The following is a 3,085-nucleotide window of genomic DNA, read 5'->3' on the forward strand; positions in this document are numbered from 1 at the left end:
TTAAGCTCTGTTACATCGAACGGGCTTAAGTCGAAGGTATCGTTCTGTCCAGGTGATACACCAGGAGATATACCTTGAGGGAAATCACAGAAATCAAGTTCTACCACGTCTGTGTATACAGTGTTTGTACAACCCGTATCGTTGAACATGATCTCAGCAGAGTACTCACCGCTTAGTAGTACGCCACTGTCAAGGACAAGGTCGCTCTCACCGTTGATCTGAGTACCTTCATAGTACCAGCTTATGGTCACATCCTCTGCACTGAAGTTGGTAGGTATAAGAGCAATCTCAATGGATACCGTAGCACCTGGACATACTTCATAATCATATGATGGATCGAACGTGGCTTGTGGTACAGAACCAACAATTAACTCAAAAGAATTAATTACATAACAGTTTGAGAAGTTTACATCTTCAACTCTAACATAGACAGTAGTACTACCTGAAGTATATACATTAGGTAATGCGTTATTATTATTTTCAGCATCTTCTTGAGAATTATGATATGTAACATTGTAATTAGATGCATCTTGATTACCTAATACTATATTTGTATGAGCAAGTAAGTCAAAGTCTGCCATATCATCAATAAATCCATCTGAATCATCACATTCTTCAATGTTTTGACTCGTTGCTGTTTGGGTAGGTTGATTTATGATAAGACTGAAAGAATCAACATTAAAACAGCCAGTATCAGTATTCTCTAAACGAACATATATTATATCTCCATTAGAGCCCATATAAGGTGATGATAAAGCAGAAATATTATCTTCTGCATTTTCCATACTAGCATGATAAGAAATAGTATAATTTCCAGACAGCCCATTAAGCACAGTGGCATCATTGTCTGTCAATTGGAATTCAGTAGTTGTGTCTGCAGAACATGTTTCTAAATCCATTGGTGAGCCAATAGAAGGTGCAGGTTGAACTACTAAATCTACTTGAGACAATTGACGACAACCTAAATGATTGTCATTATATGCATCAGTATCTTCAACTCTAATAATTAAAGTTTCACCAGAAGAATTATAAGGTGAAGAAACAGCACCGATTGCTTGATTTGCATCAGAAGTACTAGTGTAATAAGTAACTGTGAAATCCGATCCTAAACCTAATGAGGCTGTTAGGGCGTCCAAGTCGAAATCTTCAACACCATCCATTTCAGGGCCATCACAAACAGTTAAGTTCTGAGAGGCAACACTTGGAGCTTCATCATAGAAATTTATTTCTACTAAAGCAGAAAAATATAATATACTTTGATCACAAATACCACCTAACACTTGAACTTGATATGTTCCAGATTCTGTAGCAGTATATGTAGGTAAGTCAGCACCTGGGATAACGAAACCATCTTGATACCAAACATATTGGTCAACACTATAGAATGTAGTAGCTTCTAAAGTTACACTGTCAAAACCACAGTAGTCTAATACTTCATCTGGGGTTGCCAAATCGGCAACATCATCTTCAATAGGCAAACCATCAACTTCCATGACAACGTCACAAACCACATCACAATTAGTTCCATCAGTAGGGCCTGAATCTTGAACAAATGTATAAGTACCTTCTTGTTGAGAGAAATTGGTTATTAAAATAACATAAACTGAATTTGCAGGAACATTAGAAAGCGTAATTGTTTCTGATGCTGTTGCAGAATAACTACAATCTGCAATGGTTTCAGGTAATAAATCTACACAACCACCTTGTTGATCTACAAATGGTCCCCAAACAATAAAGTCGATATCTAAACCTGTACCAGCTGCGTTAGTTTGATCTAAGCTAAATACATAGTCTCCAGCAAGATCAAAGTTAATAGTATTCCATTGCGGATCTGGTTGAGATCCTAAACAATCGTAATCTAAATATGGAGGTGCTGTTTGGTCACCAACTACACTTGGATATTCGATATCTGGATCAGCACAAATAGGTAATGCATCTAAACAATATGTTGGTGTACCTAATGTGCCAATACATAAATCAAATGAACTTGTTTCACTTACAGATCCATTAGAAAATACTCTAACATAGTAAGTATTACCTATAACTAAGGTTGGAGTGAGACTATAATCATCACTTGAACAATAAATTTCGGTTAAAGAACCGCATGAGCCTTCATAAACCGCATGATCTATATTAGTTGTACCTCCTGTAATATTAATAATTTGAATAATTTGCTGTTCACCTAAAGCTGTAAACTGAAACCAAACATCGTCATTAGGTGTCCCAGCACAACTTCCAGCAGGAACTCCTGAAGGAGTAGCAGCTAAGATTGTACCTGGTGTAACATCATTACAAGATTCACCATCATTAACAATAGCTACAGTAGCATTAATACATTCATCGTTGGTAGGAGGACAAGCTAATACTTCAAAAGTGTCACTACTTATAGTACAGTTATTATCTTGTTCATTCATTACGAATATTTTGACAGAAGAACCAAAAGGGAATGGTCCGGCTTGATATGTATCAACGGTTAGTGCCTGAATAGTATTGGCATCATAATCATTAGAAATTTCTAATGAAGCTGCATCACCCATACTTGTAACATCTACATCAATAAAGAATTGATTTCCTGCACAGTCTGGTACTGTTGTATAAGTAGCTTCAGGAAGCGTACATAATAATTCCTGTATGTTTACAGTAAAATCGAGCGTAACACCCCATGAACCATTATAACAAGGGTCAGGTGTTGATTGACCGAAGTCAGCTGTTCCGATACGCATTCTATGTTGTCCTATAGGTGCCGTTGCAGGCATTATAAAAGAAGCGTCAAGTATATGAGGGTTACCAGATCCGTTAGATTCCCCAGAGAAAACTAACTCAGAAGCATCAAAAATTAAATCATCGTTAAAGTCAATCCAAATATTAGCATCGTAAGTAAATGCATGTCCAAACTCAATTTCTACAGTGGTTTCTATACCTTGGAACACCGTTACTACAGGAGATGTATGGTTTTCATAAGTTACATCACCAAAGCTCGGAAAATCAAGTATATTAATAGCTACGTTATTAACACCATTTCCATCATTACTAGTTGGTTCAGAGACACAATATCCTGTAAAGAATTCTAGAGGTCCAGCAAAAG

The 3,085-nt window shown here is 36.7% G+C and carries 1 protein-coding gene; it reads right to left on the bottom strand.

Translation table 11 applies throughout. The features are described 5' to 3' along the window. A partial coding sequence (locus QGM60_RS18040) for a GEVED domain-containing protein (protein WP_281141636.1) occupies positions 1-3,085 on the bottom strand: 3,085 nt, incomplete at both ends.

This window comes from Winogradskyella sp. SYSU M77433, from assembly GCF_029911945.1.
Classification (GTDB): domain Bacteria; phylum Bacteroidota; class Bacteroidia; order Flavobacteriales; family Flavobacteriaceae; genus Winogradskyella.